23 protein-coding genes and 1 pseudogene are annotated in these 21,108 nt (G+C 49.7%); 2 read left to right on the forward strand and 22 right to left on the reverse strand.

Annotated elements, in window-relative coordinates:
* A partial coding sequence (locus tag I2D94_RS18165) for a hypothetical protein (RefSeq protein WP_229056724.1) occupies positions 1 to 327 on the forward strand: 327 nt, incomplete at its 5' end.
* 31 nt (positions 328 to 358) lie between these two features.
* Here the strand turns inward: I2D94_RS18165 and I2D94_RS18640 are convergent.
* From I2D94_RS18640 to I2D94_RS02285, 14 genes and pseudogenes are all read right to left on the reverse strand, one after another.
* Positions 359 to 424, reverse strand: a pseudogene (locus I2D94_RS18640) (hypothetical protein); the annotation flags it as partial.
* A 1,025-nt stretch (positions 425 to 1,449) separates the two neighbouring features.
* Positions 1,450 to 2,010: a hypothetical protein gene (locus I2D94_RS02225; RefSeq protein ID WP_072685214.1), complete on the reverse strand. Its 561-nt coding sequence runs from the start codon at positions 2,008 to 2,010 to the stop codon at positions 1,450 to 1,452.
* Between the two features lie 154 nt (positions 2,011 to 2,164).
* The gene (locus tag I2D94_RS02230; protein ID WP_083538609.1) at positions 2,165 to 3,901 is read right to left on the reverse strand and encodes an ABC transporter ATP-binding protein; all 1,737 of its coding nucleotides are present in this window, start codon (positions 3,899 to 3,901) and stop codon (positions 2,165 to 2,167) included.
* Positions 3,894 to 5,609, reverse strand: a complete 1,716-nt coding sequence (locus tag I2D94_RS02235) for an ABC transporter ATP-binding protein (RefSeq protein WP_072685212.1) — start codon at positions 5,607 to 5,609, stop codon at positions 3,894 to 3,896. The genes I2D94_RS02230 and I2D94_RS02235 overlap by 8 nt, the downstream gene beginning before the upstream one ends.
* A gap of 235 nt (positions 5,610 to 5,844) precedes the next feature.
* Positions 5,845 to 7,410, reverse strand: coding sequence for a flavocytochrome c (locus tag I2D94_RS02240; RefSeq protein WP_195395471.1), 1,566 nt, complete (start codon positions 7,408 to 7,410; stop codon positions 5,845 to 5,847).
* Positions 7,411 to 7,595: 185 nt separating this feature from the next.
* The gene (locus I2D94_RS02245; RefSeq protein WP_195395472.1) at positions 7,596 to 8,006 is read right to left on the reverse strand and encodes a GNAT family N-acetyltransferase; all 411 of its coding nucleotides are present in this window, start codon (positions 8,004 to 8,006) and stop codon (positions 7,596 to 7,598) included.
* A 151-nt stretch (positions 8,007 to 8,157) separates the two neighbouring features.
* Positions 8,158 to 8,421: a hypothetical protein gene (locus I2D94_RS02250; protein ID WP_195395473.1), complete on the reverse strand. Its 264-nt coding sequence runs from the start codon at positions 8,419 to 8,421 to the stop codon at positions 8,158 to 8,160.
* 250 nt (positions 8,422 to 8,671) lie between these two features.
* A complete protein-coding gene (locus tag I2D94_RS02255) occupies positions 8,672 to 9,370 on the reverse strand; it encodes an AT hook domain-containing protein (RefSeq protein WP_072685208.1) in 699 nt (232 codons plus the stop codon).
* A 246-nt stretch (positions 9,371 to 9,616) separates the two neighbouring features.
* Entirely contained in the window at positions 9,617 to 9,955 is a 339-nt protein-coding gene (locus tag I2D94_RS02260) for a septum formation initiator family protein (RefSeq protein ID WP_229056725.1), read from the reverse strand.
* Between the two features lie 156 nt (positions 9,956 to 10,111).
* Positions 10,112 to 10,651 carry a spore cortex biosynthesis protein YabQ gene (gene yabQ / locus I2D94_RS02265; RefSeq protein ID WP_072685207.1) on the reverse strand — a complete coding sequence of 180 codons (540 nt, stop codon included), beginning with the start codon at positions 10,649 to 10,651 and terminating at the stop codon, positions 10,112 to 10,114.
* The gene (yabP, locus tag I2D94_RS02270; RefSeq protein ID WP_072685206.1) at positions 10,648 to 10,953 is read right to left on the reverse strand and encodes a sporulation protein YabP; all 306 of its coding nucleotides are present in this window, start codon (positions 10,951 to 10,953) and stop codon (positions 10,648 to 10,650) included. The genes yabQ and yabP overlap by 4 nt, the downstream gene beginning before the upstream one ends.
* A 47-nt stretch (positions 10,954 to 11,000) precedes the next feature.
* Positions 11,001 to 11,264, reverse strand: coding sequence for an RNA-binding S4 domain-containing protein (locus tag I2D94_RS02275; RefSeq protein WP_072685205.1), 264 nt, complete (start codon positions 11,262 to 11,264; stop codon positions 11,001 to 11,003).
* 44 nt (positions 11,265 to 11,308) lie between these two features.
* Positions 11,309 to 11,536 carry a helix-turn-helix transcriptional regulator gene (locus I2D94_RS02280; protein ID WP_072685204.1) on the reverse strand — a complete coding sequence of 76 codons (228 nt, stop codon included), beginning with the start codon at positions 11,534 to 11,536 and terminating at the stop codon, positions 11,309 to 11,311.
* Positions 11,537 to 11,541: 5 nt separating this feature from the next.
* The gene (locus I2D94_RS02285) at positions 11,542 to 11,868 is read right to left on the reverse strand and encodes a hypothetical protein (protein ID WP_195395474.1); all 327 of its coding nucleotides are present in this window, start codon (positions 11,866 to 11,868) and stop codon (positions 11,542 to 11,544) included.
* Positions 11,869 to 12,127: 259 nt separating this feature from the next.
* Here I2D94_RS02285 and I2D94_RS02290 point away from each other — a divergent pair, with 259 nt between their 5' ends.
* Positions 12,128 to 12,559, forward strand: coding sequence for a cupin domain-containing protein (locus I2D94_RS02290; RefSeq protein WP_072685202.1), 432 nt, complete (start codon positions 12,128 to 12,130; stop codon positions 12,557 to 12,559).
* Between the two features lie 304 nt (positions 12,560 to 12,863).
* Here I2D94_RS02290 and I2D94_RS02295 read toward each other — a convergent pair whose 3' ends face one another.
* The 8 genes from I2D94_RS02295 to I2D94_RS02330 form a co-directional block, all read right to left on the reverse strand.
* Positions 12,864 to 13,388, reverse strand: coding sequence for an AbrB/MazE/SpoVT family DNA-binding domain-containing protein (locus I2D94_RS02295; protein WP_072685201.1), 525 nt, complete (start codon positions 13,386 to 13,388; stop codon positions 12,864 to 12,866).
* Positions 13,389 to 13,440: 52 nt separating this feature from the next.
* Positions 13,441 to 16,884, reverse strand: a complete 3,444-nt coding sequence (gene mfd / locus I2D94_RS02300) for a transcription-repair coupling factor (RefSeq protein ID WP_195395475.1) — start codon at positions 16,882 to 16,884, stop codon at positions 13,441 to 13,443.
* Positions 16,881 to 17,444, reverse strand: coding sequence for an aminoacyl-tRNA hydrolase (pth, locus tag I2D94_RS02305; protein ID WP_195395476.1), 564 nt, complete (start codon positions 17,442 to 17,444; stop codon positions 16,881 to 16,883). The genes mfd and pth overlap by 4 nt, the downstream gene beginning before the upstream one ends.
* 406 nt (positions 17,445 to 17,850) lie before the next feature.
* Positions 17,851 to 18,648 (reverse strand): hypothetical protein, encoded by a 798-nt coding sequence (locus I2D94_RS02310; RefSeq protein WP_195395477.1) that lies wholly within the window; start codon positions 18,646 to 18,648, stop codon positions 17,851 to 17,853.
* Positions 18,649 to 18,717: 69 nt separating this feature from the next.
* Positions 18,718 to 18,912, reverse strand: coding sequence for a DUF378 domain-containing protein (locus I2D94_RS02315; protein ID WP_006058322.1), 195 nt, complete (start codon positions 18,910 to 18,912; stop codon positions 18,718 to 18,720).
* Between the two features lie 272 nt (positions 18,913 to 19,184).
* Positions 19,185 to 19,985 carry a hypothetical protein gene (locus tag I2D94_RS02320; RefSeq protein ID WP_195395478.1) on the reverse strand — a complete coding sequence of 267 codons (801 nt, stop codon included), beginning with the start codon at positions 19,983 to 19,985 and terminating at the stop codon, positions 19,185 to 19,187.
* Positions 19,979 to 20,692, reverse strand: a complete 714-nt coding sequence (locus I2D94_RS02325) for an ABC transporter ATP-binding protein (RefSeq protein WP_195395479.1) — start codon at positions 20,690 to 20,692, stop codon at positions 19,979 to 19,981. The genes I2D94_RS02320 and I2D94_RS02325 overlap by 7 nt, the downstream gene beginning before the upstream one ends.
* Positions 20,673 to 21,059, reverse strand: a complete 387-nt coding sequence (locus I2D94_RS02330; RefSeq protein WP_072685195.1) for a GntR family transcriptional regulator — start codon at positions 21,057 to 21,059, stop codon at positions 20,673 to 20,675. The genes I2D94_RS02325 and I2D94_RS02330 overlap by 20 nt, the downstream gene beginning before the upstream one ends.
* Between the last annotated feature and the right edge of the window lie 49 nt (positions 21,060 to 21,108).

Below are 21,108 nucleotides of genomic sequence, written 5' to 3' on the forward strand. Positions count from 1 at the left end.
CGAGCCTCTGCCGATATTCCTGGTGGGCTTCTGCTGCCTTATAATCACGTTGTTCCAGGGAGCAGCGCTGACGCTGCCGACAGCCATTACAAACATAAGGAGGATGAGAGAGAGAAGGACAGCACTCTTTTTCATAATCATGACAAACCCGGAAACAATGACCACAAAAACGACAATTCCCCTTTTGAAAATGGCACTGAGGCTGACAGACAAATTTTAGCCGGCATTCAAAGCGATGGAGGCAATCGTTCATCATGCGAGACTGAGGGTAAGAAGAACGATCGCGAATCAGCAGATGATTTCGAATCTCGCGGGAGAGCGTGGTAGGACTCTTGGAAATCAAACGAGCAATCGTGTTGAAAGAAGAACCCTGATTCAACTCGGATTGAATCGTAATCCGATCTTGCAAAGTTAAGTGGCTCATAATGGAGGACTCCTATCTGGACAGGGAGATACAAGATGACTATAACTCATTTGCACGAGTAAATGCAGTCCGCGTCTTTGCAAAAGTAAATGCAATTCCTTTTAGTCTTAAGGCTGCGTTTACTTTTTCAATTCACTTGCGGCGCAAAATGAAAACTGCCGGATTTTCGGCAGCTCCTGTGGAAGTCATGCGACATCGTTTTTCCGTTTCGATCAGGCTGTTCAGTCAAATCCCATTCGTTTTTCACTGAACACTCTGTCACTTTTTAATGCAGAATCCAATACAACAGCGCAATCAATAAAATCGCTAATTTAAACATTCATCATCACCTTTCTGTTAGTTTGTGTCATTTTCACTTAAGAATACGGAAAAAGAAGTCGATTCCAGGCTTCTCTTTAGTCTATTCCATTCATTAGAATTCGGTTCGTGAACTCGTCCTGCATGGCCGGGCGGAATTCCTCATTCAGACAGCTGCCAAAACAGCCGCCCTCTCTCTATCCATAAAATAACGGAAAAAAGCGCCGCTGTCAACGCGAAAGCTTCTTTTTATTTGCCGCCTTTTCAGCATCGCTGTTTTGAAAATTGAAATTTCCTGAATTCAAAAAGAGCTCTGTTTCTTCTTTCTACTTATCACTTTTTAGGGATAAGCAGACCTGTCTGACAAGAAGAAATATCGATGAAATTTAATGTAAAATGAAGTGCATCACAAAAAAGCAAATCAGATATTACGGACTGATCCCAATCTCTTTTATTTTGAACTTAATTTTTCCACAAGCAAAATGGCTTTTAAGACAAAAATAAGCGAAAGAAAAACAGGAGTTTTACCCTGCTGACAAGGGATATCCCTCTCAATCAGTCTGTTTCTCCTGTTTTTCATTATACTTTTTCCGTGAACTCATACTCATAAGCCAAAGTTTACTTCAAGCTCAAAAACCTTTCCAAACTTTCGTTGAATAGCGATGGCTTTAAGAGAACTAAGTCTTTCTGAATCTTGCTTCCAGTCCAACGTCTCAACTTTCTGATTATTATTCAGTGTGAATTTCTGTCAAAGACACCTTTTTTTCTTCAATATCCATCAGCGTCAGCCGCGGATTTTTTGTTTTCAGAAACTGCGCAGCCTGGATTGCGTTCTTTCGGTCGCTGACATTTACACCCAGATTTCGATCCTTCAAGCCCAGAATCAACATGCTATTGCGGGCACTGCCGCTGGCATACGGACTTTCCGTAACGGATGCGACGCTGCAGGACACAATCTCTCGAATCGGAATGACATGTCCCTGACGGCGGTACCAGAAATAGACAGTATCTTCTCCCAGCCACAGTGTATTCAGCTGCCGCACAGGTCCCAGCGACTCCGGCAAGTTCTGCATCATCCGCTGGATTCCTCTCCATTCCAGAAGAAGCAAAAGCAAAACGCCCAGTGTCACCAGCCAGAAAATCACAGCGATCCCGATCAGCACCGGTTCCTTCCATTTCAGTACCGCGCCGGTGATGACCAACGATATCAGTACAGAAGTGATCAGATAAAACCGGAATCGGCTGAAAACATTCTTAAAACAGGACTGTCCCCATTCCTTGCGGGTCATGACATTACTTTCTTTGTCTTCATTGTCGCATACTTTCCTTGAATTTCACTCAGAAGTCAAATTTTAAAACCTATAACTGAGCGGAATCGCGGAAGCAATGTCCTGCGATCTAAAAAAAAGCGACCAGAAATTAAGTTTCTGATCGCTGCGAAATTCAACTTTCAAACTGACTGTTAAACAGCTTGGCATAGAAGCCGCGCGCCTGAAGCAGTTCGTCATGCGTCCCGGACTCGATAATGTCCCCGTCCTTCAGTACCAGAATGACATCGGCGTTTTTGATCGTCGACAACCGGTGCGCGATGACAAAGCAGGTGCGTCCCTTCATCAGTTCCAGCATCGCGTCCTGAATCGCCATTTCCGTGCGGGAATCGACGTTGGAGGTGGCTTCGTCCAGGATCAACATCCGTGCGTTGGACAGCATTGCCCGGGCAATCGTCAACAGCTGCTTCTGGCCCTTGGAAATATTCACGCCGTCATCGGTCAGCACGGTCTGATAGCCCTGCGGCAGCGTTTCCACAAAGTCATGGATATGCGCCTTCTTACAGACCGCGATCACTTCCTCCAGTGTCGCGTCTTCGCGGGCATACGCGACGTTTTCCTCAATTGTGCCCTGGAACAGCCAGGTATCCTGCAGCACCATCGTAAACGCCTTGCGCAGACTGTCGCGGGTCAGATTGCGGATCGGATAGCCGTCGACCGAGATCACGCCTTCATTGACGTCGTAGAAACGCATCAGCAGATTGATAATCGTCGTCTTGCCCGCGCCGGTCGGACCGACGATCGCAACCAGCTGGCCCGGGTCGGCATGCAGACGCAAATCATGGATAATTTCTTTTTCCGGTGTGTATCCGAATTTGACATGATCAATATCAACCATCCCCTTCGTGTCGATCAGAACCTTGGCGTCCGGAGCGTCCGGAATTTCCGATGGCTCATCCAGCAGCCGGAACACCCGCTCCGCCGCAGCCGCCGCGGTCTGCAGCTCTGTGATGATGTTGGCTGTTTCATTGATCGGACCGGAGAACTTCCGCGAATACATGACAAACGAGGAAATGTTGCCGATCGTGATTTTGCCCAGAAGAAACAGAATCGCGCCGAACATACTGATTAAGGAAAGCGAGAGGTTGTTGACGAAGTTGACGGAAGGCCCCATAATACTACCCTCATAGTCCGCGGTGTAGTAGGCCTGGCTGGCGTCCTCATTGCGGCTGTCATACTTCGTGATGATCGTATCTTCCTGACCATACGCCTTGATCGTCTTGTTGCCTGACAACATTTCTTCCGTAAAACCGTTCAGCTCACCCAGCTTGCGGGAACGCCGGCGGAACAGCGGCTTGACTTTAATCATCCGATAGCGTGCAAACACCAGCGTGATCGGGACGGTGATGACAAAGACCAGCACCAATATTGGCGCGATGGACAACATCATCAACAACGAGCCGACAACCGTGATCACCCCGGTGACCAGCTGCAGAATATCGCTGGACAGCGAGGTGTTGATTGTGTCGATATCATAGGAAATTTTGGATACGATATCGCCGGTCTGGTTGCGGTCAAAATAACTGACCGGCAGCTCCAGCAGATGCTCGAACACCTGCCTGCGCATCCGGTGCGTGATCTTCTTTGATACCTGCAGCAGAATGATCTGCAGGATGTAGGTCAGCACGCTGGATATAACATAGAAAAGGATCATCAGAACGCAGTAATAGAGAACCTTGTCAAAATTAACTTGTCCCGGACCGCCGATTGCGTCGATCGCGACGCCGGTCAGCTTCGGGCCGTACAATGCGAGCACGTTGGCGACGATCGTCGTCACACATGCCAGTAAAAGCAGAAACTGAGATTCCTTTAAATATCCGATCAACCGTCGGATTGTCGCTTTTCTATTCAAGCAGCGCACCTCCCATCTGGCTGTCGCTGATTGACGAGTAAATCTCACTGGTCTGCATCAGCTCGTCATGTGTTCCGCGGGCCACGATTTTTCCCTGATCCAGCACGAGAATCTCATCCGCGTGCATGATGCTGGAAACCCGCTGGGCAACGATCACCTTGGCCGTATCGGCAAAGTGCGTATTGATTGCCTTGCGCAGCCGGGCGTCGGTTTCATAATCCAGCGCCGAGCTGGAATCGTCCAGCAGCAGAATCTTCGGATTGTTGACAAACGCTCGGGATAAGAATATCCGCTGGCGCTGGCCGCCGGAAAGGTTGGTGCCTTTGGAGTTCAGCTTATAATCAAATTCATCGGTCAGACTCTTGATAAATGGCCGGGCCTGAGCAATCTGCGTCGCTTCATCCAGCAGCTCGTCGTCGATCGGTCGGCCGAAAGCGATGTTTTCGCGCACGGAATCCTGAAAGATGAAATCGTTCTGCATGACGATGCCGTATTCCTTCCGCAGATCCTTCGGATCATAGCTGCGGATATCGCGGCCGTGAATCCGGATCGTGCCGCTGTCTGCGTCGTAAAAGCGCATCAGCAGCTGCAGAATCGTCGACTTGCCGGAACCGGTTGCGCCGATAATCCCCAGCGTCTGGCCTTTTTTCAATTCAAACGTGATGTCCTCGACGTTATCCTTTACGCCAAGATAGGAGAAATTGACATGATCAAATTCAACGATCTTGTCATTGAGCGGAGAATCGTCGGCGATGATTTCCATTTCATCGTGGGCCTGAAGCACTTCCTCAATCCGGTTTGCGCTGGCGATGCCCTTGGAGACCATGACGAAGATTCGGCTGATCGACATCATCGCGTTGGTAATGATCGTAAAGTAATTGGTGAAGGCGATGATCTTGCCGGTTTCACTTAGTCCCCCGTTGACCCGCCACGCACCGACGAGAATGACGCCGACCAGTCCAAGGTTCATAAACAGGTTCATCAGCGGATTGATCGCGGCCATCCGGGTATTGGCTTTGAGTTCTTCGTTCGCCAGTCCCATATTGACTGTTTCATAACGCTTTTTTTCATGATCCGCTTTGGACAGTGCCTTGATCACGCGAATGCCCTGGGCGTTTTCCCGCACGACGGAAATCATCCGGTCCTGTGCCCGCTGAACCTTGGTAAACATCGGAATACCCTTGGTCGCTTTGGAGTAAACCAAAAGCGTGATAAACGGCAGCGTCGCCAGCATCACCAGCGCCAGCACCGGCTCCATTATCAGCGTGATCACAATTCCCCCGATCAGCAGGATCGGCGCGCGGACGCCCATTCGCTGAATCATGCCGATCATCCGATGGACATTGTAGGTGTCGCTGGTCAGACGGCTTTCCAGCGATGGAATCGTAAATTCATCCCCCTTGCGGCACGACAGTCGGATCGTTTTTTCAAACAGATCATGCCGGATGTGAATCGTGGCGTCCCGGGCTACGCGCGAGGCAAGCCGATTGGCCTTAATGTCAAAAATCCAGCCCGCGATGGACACGGCGATCATGATCAGACCGTAAACTACAATCCGCTGAATGTCCTTCGTCGGCACGATCGTATCAATCACATACGCCAACAGATACGGCAGAAGCAAAACCGCCAGCGCCCCCAGCGTCTTCATCAAAAAGCTGATCGACATCTCTTTCAGCAGCGGTTTCAAGTATTTCTTCAAGAGTTCCATAACAGATTCCCATTCCCCCTCCACATACTTAGTTTCCTTTATCAACAGTTAGCAAGCTAAGCTTTTCTCTATCATTATACCAGTCCGCGATCAACTTTCCAGTTCAAAAATAGCATTCATCAAAAGAAAATAAATGAAACAAAGAATTCAAACTTCCTATTTTAACGGTAAATTCATAAAAAAACGGACATTCATGCCTGAACATCCGCTCTTTCTTCGATATTGTTAATCTTGCTTAGTTTGCGTAAGCCGCCGCCTGCTGGCCGGCGATCCGTCCGAAGACGATAATATCCGCCACCGCGTTGCCGCCTAAACGGTTAGCGCCATGCACGCCGCCGGTGACTTCGCCCGCTGCGAACAGACCCGGAATCGGATTGCCGGAAGCATCCAGAACTTCCGTGTTTGTGTTGATCTTCAGACCGCCCATCGTGTGGTGAACGCCCGGAGCCACTTTGATCGCATAGTAAGGACCTTCGTCCAGCTTGTTCGCGAAGCTGGTCCGGCCGAATTCTTCATCCTTGCCGGCTTCGACGCAGGCATTCCACTTGTCCATTGTTTCAACTAACGCCGCGCCGTCAACGCCCATTGCCGCCGCTAACGCTTCAACGTCGGCGCCTTCCACCGTCAGGCCCTGCTTGATGTATCCCGCGATAACGCTGGAAGCTTCGACCATCTTGTTGTCGACGATCAGCCATGCAAATCCGCCCGGCTGCGCAACTTCCGCTGCCGATACCGCATCACGCGTGCCGACTTCGTCAAAGAAACGCTTGCCTTCGCTGTTGACCAGAATCGCACCGTCGCCGCGCAGACCTTCTGTGATCAACGCGCTGGTTTCCTGAGAAACTGTCGGATGGATCTGGATCTGTTCCATATCCACGGTATCTGCGCCGATGGCCGTTGCCATCACGATGCCGTCGCCCGTCATGCCCGGAGCATTCGTACAGACAAAGCCTTTATAATCTGGCTTGTATTTCAGAACCATTTCCGTATTCGCCGCAAAACCGCCGGTCGCCAGAATAACTGCTTTGCCGGTATACGTCGTATCGCCAGCCTTAACGCCGGTAACCTTGCCGTCAGTAACGACTAATTCCGTCGCCGCCGTTTCCATTACAAACTGAACGCCTTTGTCTTCCGCTGCTTTTGTCAGCTTCGGAACCAGGTAAGAACCCACTGCGACTGTCTTGCCTTCGTCGTTGACCGGCTTGTGAATCCGCTTGACGCTCGCGCCGCCGAAGCTGCCGACCTGCGACAGGTTCGCGTCGATTGTCTTTAACCATTCAATGCCGTTCTTCGCTTCATTCGCCAGAACTTCAACTAAAGCGTGATCGTTCAGGTTCTTGCCGCCGACCAGCGTATCCAGCATAAACAGCTCTTCGGTATCAAAGTAACCTGTCGGATTGGCTTTGTATTCTTCATACTGCTTTTCAACCGTGGCTGTCAGCTCCGCTAAATCCGGATAGTTTTCCTTCGCGCTCGCCAGCATCTTTTCGACGCCCGCGTCTTCCGCGAAGTCAAGCAGATCCTGTTCCGGTGTATTCGCCGCGTTCATGCCGCCGGTAGAACGCGTGGTGTTGCCGCCAGTCATCGCTGCCTTTTCGATCACGATAACCGACTTGCCTGCGTTTACAGCTTCAATCGCCGCTGTCATGCCCGCTCCGCCGGCGCCTACGACGATAACATCAGCTTCTGTCGCTGCCGCTTCCGGAGTCGGTGTTGCCTCATTGCCGTCGTTCTTCGGCGTGCTGGAGCAGCCCGCCAGAAGCATCAAGCTGGCAAGAGTAAGAGCAACTAATTTTTTCATTTCATTCTCTCCTTTGCAAATGCTTTTGCGTTTTTATAGTAATCAATTTAAGCCGGAGAATCAAGAAATTTTTCACAAATTATACACAATTTACTAAAACCTGTTGCTTCGCAGCTTTCTTTCATAACGAAAGGAAATTAATAACGGATTATTGAGTTATTAATCTTCGAATTTACGACGTTCTGCTAACGAATGATTTTGATCAAAGCCTGACAATGCAGCTCCGTTACCGGCTGCCAGCCCAGCCGACGATAAAAGCGCAGCGTTTCTGCAACGTCGTCGCTCAGCAGGATTTTCTGACGGACTTGCGGGTATCTGTCCGACATGGTTTTTAAAAGCAGAGTTCCCCATCCCTGATTCTGAATCGACGGGTCGACGATCAGATCCTGAATATAGAGGATTGTTTCACCATCGCCCACCGCCCGCACAAACCCCATCAGCCGGTCTTGTTCATCGCAGAGTTCAAGCACGCAGAGCGAGTGATCGAAAGCGGGTTTTATCCGTTCCGGCTGACTTAAATAGGCCGTCCAGCCGACAGCTTCATACAGTCTCAGAATTTCGTTTTCCCGGCCTGAACGCAGGTTTTGAATGATCATGGCGAGCCTCCTTTTCTTATCAATCCAACAACGCCGATCAGTTTGACCGCTGGCGGTTGGATTGCTTTGGCGTTTGGACAGCCAGTTTCAGTTTATGCTTGCCGCTTCGGTTTCCCGCAAGAAGTAAAAGAAAGAACCGCGCCCGCAGTTCTTAGTTTTCCATTTTCCTCTGCGCGCTTTCCAAAGCCGCTTTCAATTCATCATAATCCGAAAAGACCAACGTCCAGTTCAGCCAGCGGAAGACTTCCTGCCAGGTTTCCAGGCGATATAAACCGAGCGGACATTCGATCAGCACCGCAAGCAGCGATTCCTGATAAGCCGGTTTTCGTAAATCCGTCAGCTCCGCGGCGTTCACTTCATTTTTTAAAAAGATCAGAATATGCTCAATCGCGCTGTTGATTCCGAAAACTTCCATGCCATTCACCTGTCTTTCCCTGTCTGTCTCAAAAAGTAGACTTTATGCACCAGTCCTGATTATGTCAAAAATGAGAGGTTTTTCCAGTAATTCTAATTATATTTCAATCGTCAGGTAAAGTCTACTTTTTCATCCATTTCCTGGAAATATGCACGAATTTTCTCGATTTCATAGAAAAAGATCCGTTTTCTGATCCCGGATCTTTCTTCGTTTTGTTTTAAAGGAGGTTCGCTCAGTCCTGAACTGACGATTATTTGACTTCCTGAATATTCCCGCTTTTATCCGCCAGAATGACGCTGACATTCAGCTTGTTTTTGACCACCTTCGGAATCTCGCTCCATTGCTTGCGGTACACTGAAGAATCGTTAAAAGCGACGCTGTATCGAACGGAACTGGCCGTATCCTCACTGATGTCTTTCAGAATCGCGTTGATCTTCACCGGCAGAGGCTGCCGGCGGCCGCGATGCGTTCCCTGCACTTCGATAATCCAGGTAATTCCGTCTTTTTCCGCCTGAATCTTGTTGGGAAACTCTGTGGTCTGCCAGCCGCGTTCATTCAGCCAGGCCGCTAAAATCCGCCGCAGATCTTCCGTATTCCGGCTGCTTTTCAGCATTCGGTCGCGGCGTTTCTGTTCCTCGCTCTTGGCTGGCCGGCCGCGTTTTTTCGGCGGGAACATCGCTTCCCGGTCATTCAGATTATCGACGTAATACCGCACGCGCAAATGCGAACCAAAACCGGTCTGTCCCTTCGGCCGCTGCAGAATTTCATCACCCTGATACAACAGTTTGTAAATTGCCTGACAACAGGTCGGCATTGTCGCATGTTCCGGCGACACCTCCTGATGCAGCTCTTTGGAACTAATTTCTATCCATTTCTCCCCTCGATCATGCGCCTCCTGCTTCTTCTGTTGAAGTATTCTTAAATAATCGTTGATTCCCGGACCCTTCATCCTTATTCACTCACTTTCTTTACCTTGACAGCGTCATTATAGGGGTTGGGGTTTGTCGAAATCCCGCGTAACGTGTCGTTGTATGAAAAATAGTTGATTTATAAGGATTTAACCTCTGGAAATCGCTTATTTTTCCTTTGTTTTTCAGGTAATCCTACATCATTCTTTCAGGCGCAACGGGATCCAGGCGGTGGAAAACAAAAAAACCGGGTCTTCAAGACCCGGCTGTGATTGCGTATTTCCTGGCTATTTCTTATCGTCCGACGGCAGATAGAAAATCTGTTCGCCTTCCTTGGAAAGCATAAAGCTTCCCCGCGCATAGCTTTGTACGTAAGCAGGATCTTCAAGTTTATCCCGCTGCAGTGTCAGATATTTATTTTCTTCCTGGAGTGTTTTCAGTTCTTCCTCAACTCGGGAGATCTGTTGCTTCAATTCCATCGTCGTTAAGATTTCCTTAACTACGCCGTAAAGCATAAACAGGGAAAAACAGATTACGACCAGACTGATGAACTTTGCAAGCATGCTCCGTTTTTTCCGTCCTTTGGGTTTGACGGTTTTCGGCTCATTTTTATTTTCAGCTGTCAAGTTCAATTCCTCCTTCGCCTGTTTTCTTGCGAAAATGATAAAAATTTAGGTGCATCTTTATTATACTGAAAATTCATTTAAACGCAAGTGAAACTCCGGTGAACTGACTGCGGCTACAACCGCTTGAAATGAAAAAATACGAAAAGAATCCGCACTTCAGTCAGATTCTTCCTTCGGCGGCACACGGCCGGGATGTTTCCGGCTTCGTTTGATCTGCCGTTTTTCCTCTTTCTTCTGCCGCTTCAGCTGCTTTTCGTGATGTTTTTTCTGATGCTTCAACTTTTTGTTCTGCCGCTTTTCGTCCCTTTTCTTATGCCGGATTTCCTGGCGATGTTTAAAAGCCGCCTGACTTTTCGCTTTTTGTTTCTTAAATCCGGTCAGCTGCCTGACGATACCGCGCACAAGCCCTTCAAATAAGGGAGAAAAGGTCATCGCGTAAAATTTAAGGTAAACTGCGGCGCCCAGCACGAAGACGGCGATCAGATACGTCTGCGTCTGCCCGCCGGTAATCGGCAGCAGGCCGGCGTACATCAGCGTGACGAAAAGAAAAAAGTAAAGCGTTTCGATCACCCAGCGCACAAAATGGCGTCGATAGTGCCACGTCAGCCGGTTCATGCCGCTCCAGGTCAGGGCGAATACCCAGCCGCTGAAAAAATGATAGACCAGCGCCTGAAACTGCTGGGGAAGCAGAATCATTTCAGCAGCTTACCTAAAAAGGATTCCTTGCCCGGTCCTTTTTTGTTTACGATATATTCCAGGCGGTCGATCAGGCCGCGGATGCTGACCTCGCCGCGTTCCGTATCCAGCTTGCCCAATGTCAGATCCTTCCCCTGCACCAGCATCCAGCCCTGGCTGGTTTCCAGAAGAAACTCATTGCTGTCGAAGCTGTCGATCTGCTTCACTCCCGTCAGATCCAGACTTTTGCGGTCTTTCATCACCACGTTATGATAGGGATTCGTTTCGAATTTCAAGGGATTGGATAACAGACTTTCACTCATAAAGAAAACCTCCTGTTCCCTATCAACCTATGAACAGAAGGTTTCGTTTATTCCAGCTCGACGCGTTTTTCCTCCACGACCTCATACATGGAAGCCGCGTCTTCCTTGCGGGTGTACTGAGTGGTTTCCGTCACGCGCACCGTCAGCTGACGCTGGCCGAAAATCACGGTGATCAGGTCGCCAGCCTGGACTTCGCTGGCCGGTTTGGCCACTTTGCCGTTGATCAGCACGCGCTGATGATCCGCCAGGTCCTTTGAAACCGTGCGGCGTTTTAAGATCCGGGCCACCTTTAAATATTTATCCAATCGCATTCCATCACCTCTGCTTCTTATCATACCATAGTTTGATTCTCTTTTTAAGCTCGCGGCGTTTCTGCCCTTCCGGGACTGTCTTCTTCCAGCCAGAATATTTCGTCGACGTGCAAGCCCAGCCGCCGCGCCAGTTTCATTGCCAGCTCCAGCGTCGGATTGTATTTATCGTTTTCAATCGCGATGATCGTCTGGCGGCTGACGCCTAATTCCTTCGCCAGATCTTCCTGACGCAGTCCCGCCTGCTTGCGCAGTTCTTTGACCCGGTTTCGCATTCAGGTTATCCCTGCATCAGACCCACGCCCAGAGCGACCGCCAGGACAAGGATGACAAACGCTGCCGCAGCTGTCCATAACAGCTTATTCGGCTCATGATATTCGTCGTCGCCGGCGATCATCCGCCGTTTTAAGGCAAGCTGTGAAAATCCCTGGACACAGACGGCCATGCCTAAGACCAGCGAGGGCCATGGATGATATTGGCTATAGTTCAGCCAGGTCTGTCCGCAATTCCATAAGGTTGCTGCACACAAAGCAAGCAAGACGGCTTTGTAGCCCCAGGCTTCCGAGCGAAGCTGAATGTTCCGATCCATTTCATCTCTCTTTTTCATCCTTGATGCCTCCTTATCTGAGAGTTCTTTAATGTTAAACTCTTTTTACATTTTCATTATAATCTCTGCTTTTGTAATGTCAAGACATTTTAACATTTTCACATAGCTTATTCTTATCAATCCCCTGTCCTCTGAATCGGAGTTTTCCTTTTTCTGCAGAATTTTAAAAGATTCAGTTTCACAAAATCAAATATCCGTTTGGCTCTGTTCATAAATCTATTCCCGGTTTATACTGATCAGAAAGAAATGAGGAATCGCCATGCGAAAACTGACGAACGATCAGGCGCTGGAGTTCGGCGTCCAGCCTGTGCATCATCAAATGAATAACGGCGAGCTGCGGTTTCGTCTGACCCGGGAAACGGGAAGCAGTTATATTCTGACGCTGGGCACAAACCAGAGTGGATGGCAGTCCAGCCACATCCATCATCGGAAGCGGGAGTTTTACATTGTAGAACAAGGGTGGATTGTGATCGCCTTGTGGCAGTCGGAACAGCTGACCTTCCGCCGCCTGGATCCTGACGAGTGCTTTATGCTTCCGCCGGGACTTCCGCATAATGTCTATCTTTTTGAAGGCACGGTGCTGCACACGATAAAATATGGCTGTTCGGATTCCGATTGGGAAGCAGCGCCGGCGCTGGATGACAAGCTGCGCCGGGAAACGTTTGACGGCAAAACGTTTTTTATCGGCTGAGGCTCTGTAAAAGGAATCCTTCTAAAGCCAAAATTCCAGATCTGACTACATCCGCCATCGTTCCATGGACATTCGCTATATTTTTGTATAAATTAAAGGTTTTTTTATTCCGTTTTCCAACATAAAACAGACGTCTTCCGCACTTCGCAAACCCGAAGACAGCGGCAGACGCCTGTTTTTTCATTTTTTGCTTAAATTGGACGATCTTATGATTCTGTACTGCAGTTTGCCAAAAATAAAGATTCTATGTTCGATACCGTCTGGTCATCCGCCGCCCGTTTCTCATTCAATGCCGTTACACGAGTTAATGTTCGTGATTGCGGATCAGCAGCCGGCTGAACGCCTGCGCGATATCCAGATGCTGCGGCTGCAGCGGCGTCTCCTCTTCCAGCACGACAAACGCTCCCAGCCAGTCGCCGTACACCGCAACCGGGAAGATCGTTCCCTTAAAGGTTTCCGGCTTAGCGGCGAATAAGCGCACCTGATCAAACGGACGGACATGATACGCCTTCACGCACTCCTGAAATTCCACCGACAACGACTGACTGCGCCATTCATCCAGCTTCGCCTGACCGACGCATAAGATCTGATCGTCCTCTACAAACAAGACCGGATGTTCCGTGACTTCCTGCAGCGTCTGACACATCCGCGTAATCGACTCCGTTTCATCGCTCAGGACGGAGAATTTCTTCAATACGATTTCAGAATCCTCGTTGACGAAGAATTCAATCGAATCCCCTTCCTTGAGCTTATATATTTTACGGATTTCCTTCGGGATGACCAAACGCCCTAAGTCATCCAGTCTTCTAACTATACCTGTTGCTTTCATGCCGACTCTCCTTTACGTACAAATAGTATGGGACAGCCGGCCCCGGATTATTCTATGAAACTTCCAGTTTCTTACTTTGATCCAACACTTCGATGGCCAGCGCCAGTTCATTTCCTTTTTTCGGCAGCCGGACAATAATCTTGCCCTGCACATACCGGAGCTGGATATCCTTGGAGATCGTCGTGAAGGTTTCAAATAATTTCACGCCGTCGATATGATCGGAAAAGGCTTTGGAGAAGACGATTTCCATCTGGTTTTTAACGTCGCGGAAAGAATCGATCCGCGGTTCGTTCAGCAGGATATCGAGTCGTTTCTTCTCAAACAACAAGCCGACGGATTTCGGCATTTTGCCAAAATAATCCTGGGTTTCTTCTTTCAGCGCCATGAGCTGCGCTTCATCCGCCGTTGCATCAATCCGCTGGTAAAGCGAGATTTTCTCAAAATCCAGCGGCGCGAACTGCTTCGGAATGTAGCCGTCGACCTGAACCTGCGCGCGGACAGGTTCTTTGACCTCCGGCTTGACTTCGCCTTTCTTCTCGGCGATCGCTTCCTGCAGCATTTCAATATACATATCAATCCCCACGGTGTCGATGAAGCCGGACTGACTCGGGCCTAACAAATCGCCGGCGCCGCGGATCGTCAAATCCCGCATCGCGATCTTATAACCGCTGCCCAGCTCCGTGAATTCCTTGATCGCCTGCAAGCGCTTCTGAGCGATCTCGTTCACCTGCTTGCGCGGACGCACCATCAGATAGGCATAGGCGATGCGGTCGCTGCGGCCGACCCGGCCTTTGATCTGATAGAGCTGTGCCAGACCGAAGGTATCGGCGTTTTCGATCAGAATTGTGTTGGCGTTGGGAATGTCGATGCCCGTTTCGATAATCGTCGTGCAGATCAGCACGTTCACTTCGTTATCCGTGAACTGCATCATGACTTCCTCAATTTCATCGCGGCTCATCTTGCCATGAGCGACGGCGATTTCCGCTTCCGGCACGTCCTGCTTGATCTGACGGGCGACATTGTAGATTTCCTGGATGTTGTTGAACAGGTAGAACACCTGTCCCTGCCGGGCCAGCTCGCGCTCGATGACTTCCTTGACCAACGCCCGGTTTTTCTCAATGACATAGGTCTGCACAGGCATCCGGTTGCTCGGCGGTGTTTCCAGCTGGGACAAGGAGCGGATGCCGATCAGCGACATCTGCAAGGTGCGCGGAATCGGCGTGGCGGAGAGCGAAAGCACGTCGATGGATTCCTTCATTTCCTTGATCTTTTCCTTATGTTCAACCCCGAAGCGTTGTTCTTCGTCAATGACCAACAGCCCGAGATCGTGAAACTGCACGTCTTTGGACAGAATCCGGTGCGTGCCGATGATCATATCGACCTTTCCTTCCTTGAGTTCGCGCAGAATTTCCTTTTGTTTGGACTCCACGACAAACCGGTTGAGGACCTCGACGTGAATCGGGAAGTTTTCAAAGCGCTTCATGGCCGTGGCGGTGTGCTGCAGGGAAAGGATCGTGGTCGGGCACAAAAACGCGACCTGCTTGCCCTCGGTAATCGCCTTGAACGCAGCCCGCAGCGCGACCTCGGTCTTGCCAAAGCCAACGTCGCCGCACAACAGACGATCCATCGGTTTGGACTGCATCATGTCTTTTTTGATCTCCTGCACGGCCAGTGCCTGATCGGGCGTCAGCTCGTAATCGAAATCGTCTTCAAATTCCTGTTGGAGCGGAGAATCCGGCCCGTAGGCGTAGCCGATATTTTCCTCGCGTTGGGAATACAGCTTGACCAGGCGGTCGGCAATCTCGTTGACATTGTCTTTCAAGCGCTGCTTGGTCTTTTCCCAATCATGGCTGCCCAGCTTATTCAGTTTCGGCACAACCCCTTCACGGGAGACGAATTTACGCACCAGACGGAATTGTTCCAGCGGAACTAACAGCTCGTCGTTGCCCTTGTAGACGACGCGCAGGAAATCCTTATGAACACCGTTGAACTCGCGGGTCACGATCCCAAGGTATTGCCCGACGCCGTGTTGGGAATGAACGATAAAATCGCCCGGCTGTAAATCCTGATAGCTGCTGAGTGCTTCGGCTTCCTTGAACTTGGAGGCGTAGCGGCCCAGCTTGGTCTTTTTCTTAAATAGTTCGTGCGAAGTGTAAACGACAATGTTTTCCTTAAGCGCCTCAAACCCTTCGTCCAATGACTGATTGATCAAGACCAGACCTTCGTCATGCGGCTTACGATCATTGAGCAGAAACGGAATTTCCTTGCCTTTGAGGATCGGCACGATTTCCTTCAGCTCATGTTCCTGCAAGAAGAAATACAGCTGACGTCCGCGGCCTTCCTTCAGGGCGATCTGTAGCTTCATTTCCAGCGTTTCGTTGGGCAGCGCAACCTCGCGGATCATCGCGTGCGGAACTCTGCGCAGCGAATCGAAGCTGTCGATTTCCGTAACCTTGCGTCCGGCGAGCACGGTGTTTAATTCATGCTGGACGGTGAAGCGCGGCAGCATTTTCAGCTCCAGCGTCATTTCCTGAATATACGCCGTCGTTTCCTCGCTCAGTTGATGAAGATGGGTTTTAATCTGATCGGGATGGGACAGGAAAACCTGAGCTTTAGGACAGTAGTCGATCAGCGAGCTGTTGTCATCAAGATAGCTCAGATAAGGATACAGCCGGCTTTCCCGCAGATGAGCGCGCATCGTTTCCATATCAAGGTCAATGATACCCTCGATCTGTTCGTATTCGCCATGGGTATAGCGGCTTTTGAGCGACTCGAGATGGCGGCGGACGCGCTGCTGAATCAAGCTTATCTGCTCGTCATCCAGAAGCAGGTCGGAGGCCGGGACAATTTCAGTTTCGGCTTTGACCTCGACGGTGCGCTGGGTGGCGATATCAAAGGTGCGGATACTCTCGATCTCGGTATCGAAAAATTCAATCCGCACCGGGGTTTCACTGTTGATGGAGTAGATGTCGATAATCCCGCCGCGGCTGGCGAAGCACAGCGGCTGGTCGACGCGGGCGGTCTGTTGATAACCGGCCGCGATCAGCGTGCGTTTCAGCTCGTTCATCGACACTTCCATACCGGTCTTCAAGACGATCGTACAGAGCTTAAACTGGGCCGGTGAGGGCAGATAGCGAACCAACGCCGACGCGTGGGTGACGCAGATCAGCTGATCCTCGTTCAGCAGCCGGTTCAGCGTTTCGACTTTTTCCGCCGTGGCTTCCGGCGAAGCGGCGATGGCTTCCACGCGCAGCGATTCTTCCACGCTGAAAAGCGCGCAGACCTGCGGAGAAAGCAGGGATTTGAGCTTCTCCGCCAGACGCTGTGCGGTATATAAGTTATTCTTGACGATCAACATCGGCCGCGGATGTTGCGCGTAGCTGGCGGCCAGAATCAGCGCTTCTTCCGTGAGGGAAGACGCGGAGAGGAAGGCTTGTTGCTCCGTGCAGGCCAAAACGGCTGGATTGTTTGCCAGCCGGCCTAACAGGAAATTCATCGGCTGCGGTTGAAGCGGTTCATGACGTCGCTGATCGGCATCGTCATACTGGCTTTGGCCGCTTCCGCCGCATGGTTGATCGCCGCCTGATAGTCCTCGCGCTGATCGGCCGGGATTTTGCCCAACACATAATCGACGATCGGAATCAAAGGATTTTTGTCGATTCCGACGCGGATCCGGGCGATATCCTGAGTATGCAGATGGTCGATGATGTTCTTCATTCCCTTCTGGCCCCCGGCGCTGCCGGAGGTACGGATACGGATCTTGCCGACAGGCAGATCGAGGTCGTCGTGGATTACCAAAATCTGATCGACCGGGATTTTATAGAACTGGACGGCCTGGATCACCGCTTCCCCGGAATTGTTCATGTAGGTCTGGGGTTTCATCAAAAGGATCGTTTCCTGTCCGGTGCGCACTGTTGTGATCAGCGCGTTGAACTTGGACTGGCTGATGCCGGTGTTCAACAGATCGGCCAGCCGGTCCAGCACATCAAAGCCGGCGTTGTGACGGGTATGTTCGTATTCTCGGCCGGGATTGCCTAAGCCGACGATTAACTTCATAAATCATTCCTCCTGTCTTTTCATAGAAGCGTAGTTCAGCCTCTTGTTGAAGGGGTGCACCATTTTGTGCTTACCGTGTCAACAAGACGCAAAATGACCGGATTTCAATTCATCCCGGTCTTTTCGTGCGCGATCATTATATCAGAATTCTGCCCGGTTGTCCTATCCGCAGACTCGATTTTTCGTCTTTTCTTTTTTCTCAAATGAAAAGGCAACCTCTTTTGAGATTGCCAAATATTTTTAACTCCCGTTTCAGACCAGGGACTTTCAACTTTTCGCAGACGAAGTTTCCTTCTGCTATTTACAGCTTTACGCAGGATAACAGTTTTATCCATCATTTTTGCGACATTTTATGTTTTATTCTCCTGATTTCAAAAAAATTCGGGTTAATACAAAATCCGGTTTGTTATTTTTCCGGCTTTTCTTCTTCTGCCGCTTCCGTTTTCGACCAGCTCTGCATCGGACTCACTTCGCGGATTCCCAGATCCCGCAGGATGTTGCCGCCCATTTCCGTTGCCGCCCAGCTGGACACCGGCTTTTCCACCCGCTGCGCTAATTCCGCATCGCCGCGATCCTGCGCGATTCCCGCCAGGAAAGCCGCGGCGATATTCCGGTAAATATCCAGCATCTGTCGGGAACATTTCATTTTCCTGATCAGGCCCTGCGCCAGATCCAGAAATACGGCTTCCCCGCGGTCGCCCTGCTTCGTATACCAGTTCCAGCTGGCGGTATACAGCTGATAGAACAGCTGATCCTGAAAATAATCTTCCTTTTCCAGCACCTTTTCATGCAGGCGGTTTAACAGCTCGGTCTTGTTCTGGCTGTACGCTTTGAAACTGCACGCGAAACAGAGATAATAAAAACTATCTTCGTTTAAGCCGATCTTATTGCGCCGGCGATGCTTCGGATCAATGATGATTTTACTTAAATCAATCCGCTGCAGACATGCTTCAATTTCAGACAACTCATGATAATACTTGATCAATCCCCACAATTTCAGGATTTCACCTTTTGCCGCAAACTCTGAATCCTGAATCGACGTAATAAACTGATCAATTACCGGAAAAAATTGGGCTTCATCGCCGATCTGATCGACGCAGGCAATCAGTTTTTTCATTTTCTTGGAACGCTTCAGCAACGTCAGCAGGGAAATCAACATGCCCGCTGAAATCGCGAAGCAGACAATCGTAATTACAAGACTCATAAAAAAAGTCACCTCTTCGGTGACATTATACCTGATTTAGCTCAGGAAAAAAAGCATTGCCGGTTTCTGTCAGTCGCCAAGTCTTCCGAAGAAGGTCAGCGCGATCAGGCCACTGATCCCTACCAGACTGTAGATAATCCGTGAAAACAGCGTGCCTGGACCAAACAGGAAGGAAACCAGGTTGAATTCAAAAGCTCCGACCAGACCCCAGTTGACTGCGCCGACGATGACCAGAAGCAAGGCAATTCCATTGATCATTTTCATCTCATCGATCCTCCTGGTCGTTAGTATGGCCAGCCTCGAACCATTTTATAACTTTAAACAGAAATTGGAAAACTTCGCACCGTTTCTCTGAGCCTCAAATTTTTTTCCTTCCCTCTATTTCAACCTTGGTTTTTACAGGAACTTTCCGCAAGCAGAAGTCGCTGGTTGCCAATCACATTTCAAAAGTTATCCCGTAAATCCGAACTTTTCGCTGCCTGCTTTTGGTTTTAAATAAAAAATTCCCACGGTCTGCCCATGAGAATTTCTTTTGTTTATTCCACTTCCAATTTCTTTTCAAGAATAAAGTAGATGACGCCGTAGAACAAAGCACAGGTCAGCAAGGCGATCAGAATCTCCACCGCGAGGATTCCATTGGTCGGCATTCCGTGCATCAGCTGAGTCAGCGGGCCGGAAAAGCTGTCGCGAATCATCCCCAGCACGATCGAAATTGCGAAGAACAGCGTCACGGAGATCGCCGTCTTATGCCGCGGCGTAAACTTCGTCTGCGGCAGCGTAATGACCATATAAACATACAGAATCATTTCCGCCATGCCCGAGAAAATCAGAACCAGTGCCAAGATCGATCTTACCAGATCTGACAGATCTATATGCAGATGAGAGAATAAGCGCATCCATTCCGACCAGCTTGGCAAGTCCATCCCCACCAGAATCCCGGCAACCAGAACCATGAGCATATAACCGAACATCAATACGAAACCGGCGATCAAAATCCACAGAATATCCGCCACTACCTTGCTTAAAATCAGCTGATGCGTTGTGACCGGCAGCGTCAGGGTCAGATAACCCGGGCGTTTAAACATGGAATTCCGGTAATTCAGCGCAATGTTGATCGCTGTGCTGATGATGATCGCCATTGTCAGAATACTAATCACAAGAATGGAAATCATGCCCAGCATGTTCATCGTCGAGTCCGTTTGAACCATCGCCTGATTCATCATAATCTGATCTTTAAATAAGATCGGCGACAGACCGCAGGCGGCGATGAAGACCAGATAGATAATCCCATAGCTGCGCCATTCATGAATCAATTCATATTTTAAGAGTTTTAACATTTGAAGACCTCCCGGAAAACTTCGTCTACCGATTTTCCTGTTTCCGCCCGGAGCTGCTCCGCATTCTCATGCATGGCCAGCTCTCCATATTTCAAGAAGATAACATCATCGAAGATTTTTTCGATATCGCTGATCAAATGCGTGGAGATCAGAACGATTGCGTCTTCGGCATAGTTGTTCAGGATAATATCGAGAATCAATTCGCGTGCCGCCGGATCGACTCCGCCGATCGGCTCGTCCAGCACATAGATCCGGGCTTTGCGGCTCATGACCAGACACAGCTGAAATTTCTCCTTCATGCCCTTGGACATTGACTTGATCCGCATGTTCGCATTCAAATCCAGACGCTTCATCAACAGGCGGGCTTTTGTACTGTCAAAGTCTGCGTACATATCCTCAAACATCTTCAGCGCATCGCTGGCTTTCATCCAGTCGCTGAAATAGCTCTCGTCCGGCAGATAGGAAATCATGCTTTTGGTATAAGCATCCGGCTTATGCCCGTCGATCAGAATCTCGCCGCTGTAATCCCGAAGCAGGCCGTTCATAATCTTGATTAAGGTCGTCTTACCGCTGCCATTGGGACCCAGCAGCCCGATGATCTGACCTGGAATCAGATCCAGATCTACATTTTTTAACGCCGTTGTCTGACTGTAAGATTTCGTCAAGCCCCGGATCTGAATCAAAGGTTTAGTGTTTTCCGTTGTCATTGTCTCTCTCCTTTACATAATAAGCGGTCTGGGTGAGAATTTCTTCCCCCTCAAATCCCAGATTCTCCATCTCTTTCACATAGCGGCTGATGCAGGAAGTCGCCATCTGCTCGCGAACCAGACTGATCAGTTCCTCATTTTCACAGATAAAACGACCTGCGGTTCGTTCGCTTTTCAGTAGCCCTTCACGCTCCAGCTCGGATAACGAGCGCTGCACGGTATTGGGATTGACGCCGAAGTGCAGAGCCAGATCCCGTACGGAATCGACCCGATCGCCAGGCTTTAACCGTCCGGATACGATCTCTTTTTTGATATAATCCATGACCTGGATATAAATCGGAAGGTTGGAATCAAAATCGATTGCCATAGGTTTTCTCCTCTCTGTATTAGTACACTAATACAATAACACCGTCTAA

The organism is Holdemania sp. 1001302B_160321_E10 (assembly GCF_015552275.1).
In the GTDB taxonomy this organism is placed as follows: Bacteria; Bacillota_I; Bacilli_A; order Erysipelotrichales; family Erysipelotrichaceae; genus Holdemania.